The organism is Bradyrhizobium sp. CIR18 (assembly GCF_014198295.1).
Taxonomy (GTDB): domain Bacteria; phylum Pseudomonadota; class Alphaproteobacteria; order Rhizobiales; family Xanthobacteraceae; genus Bradyrhizobium.
In genome coordinates this window covers 1-1,303 of the sequence record NZ_JACIHF010000041.1, presented here as the reverse complement: position 1 = coordinate 1,303, position 1,303 = coordinate 1, and the positions used below count along the sequence as shown (strand labels likewise).

General features: G+C 62.5%; 1 protein-coding gene. It reads left to right on the top strand.

All coding sequences use genetic code 11. From position 1 onward, the window contains the following. Positions 1-62: 62 nt before the first annotated feature. A complete protein-coding gene (locus tag GGD65_RS39925; RefSeq protein ID WP_183238760.1) occupies positions 63-1,094 on the top strand; it encodes an IS110 family transposase in 1,032 nt (343 codons plus the stop codon). Positions 1,095-1,303 lie beyond the last annotated feature (209 nt).

Below are 1,303 nucleotides of genomic sequence, written 5' to 3'. Positions count from 1 at the left end.
GGGCACGAGAGTGCCAAGGATGGGGCGCCGTTTGAGGCTCCCACGATTCGGAGGAGCAGCCTATGCAATCAATTTCGACGATTGGTCTGGATATCGCGAAGTCGGTCTTTCAAGTGCATGGCGTCGATGCAGCCGGTCAGGTGGTGATCCGCCGCCAGCTCAAGCGCCGTTTCATGCTGTCGTTCTTTGAGAAGTTGCCGCCGTGCCTGGTGGGGATCGAGGCTTGCGCGTCATCCCACTACTGGTCCCGCGAACTGCAGGCGTTGGGGCATACCGTGCGGTTGATGCCTCCGGCCTATGTGAAGCCCTACGTCAAGCGGCAGAAGAACGACACCACGGACGCGGAGGCGATTTGCGAGGCGGTCACGAGACCCAACATGCGGTTCGTGCCGACCAAGACGGTCGAGCAACAGAGCTGTCTGATGCTTCATCGCGCGCGCCATCTCTTCATCCGCCAGCAGACTGCCGTCATCAATTCAATCCGCGCCTATCTTGCCGAGTTCGGGATTGTCGCCCCGGTCGGTCGCCGAGGTGTCGAGCAACTGCTGGAAGTCGTCGCCGATACAGCTGACCACCGGCTCCCGGAGGCGGCCCGCGCATGTCTTGCTGCTCTCGGCAGTCAATTGCGGACGCTGAAGGCCCAAATCCTGGAGTTCGACCGACGCATCATCGCCTGGCATCGATCAAGCGCGACGAGCAAACGGCTGGACGCGATCCCCGGCGTCGGGCCGGCGCTGGCAACAGCGCTGGTCGCGAGCGTTGCCGATGCCAAGGCCTTCCGATCGGGTCGGGACTTCTCGGCGTGGGTTGGGCTCGTGCCAAAGCAGAACTCGAGCGGAGGCAAGGACAAGCTTGGCAGTATCAGCAAGCAGGGCGATCGCTATTTGCGCAGCCTGTTCACGGCAGGCGCACTCGCCGTGATCCGCTATGCAAAGATCCATGGCACGGGGCATCGGCCCTGGCTCACCGCATTGCTGGCGCGGCGACCTACCAAGGTCGCCGCCATCGCGCTCGCCAACAAACTTGCCAGGATGGCATGGGCGATGATGGCCAGGAACGAACGCTACAAGGAACCCGCCGCTCTCACGGCGTAAACGAGATCACGCCGGACATGCCGGTGTGACGTAACGGTTGGAAGGGCGAACAGCACTTAATGCAGCGCCGGTCGATCCGGCGATCAGGACAACCCACATGGGCCATGGCATCTTCGAATGCGTGCTTTTGATCGGGACCTGATCCGCGGAGGGCATTATGGCCAGCGGTCACGTGAACCGCGCAAACAGGCCGAACACATGGCCGCTCC

Excerpts from the sequence above, each read along its gene's own strand:
- GGD65_RS39925 (WP_183238760.1), top strand. The coding sequence starts at position 63 with ATGCAATCAATTTCGACGATTGGTCTGGATATCGCGAAGTCGGTCTTT.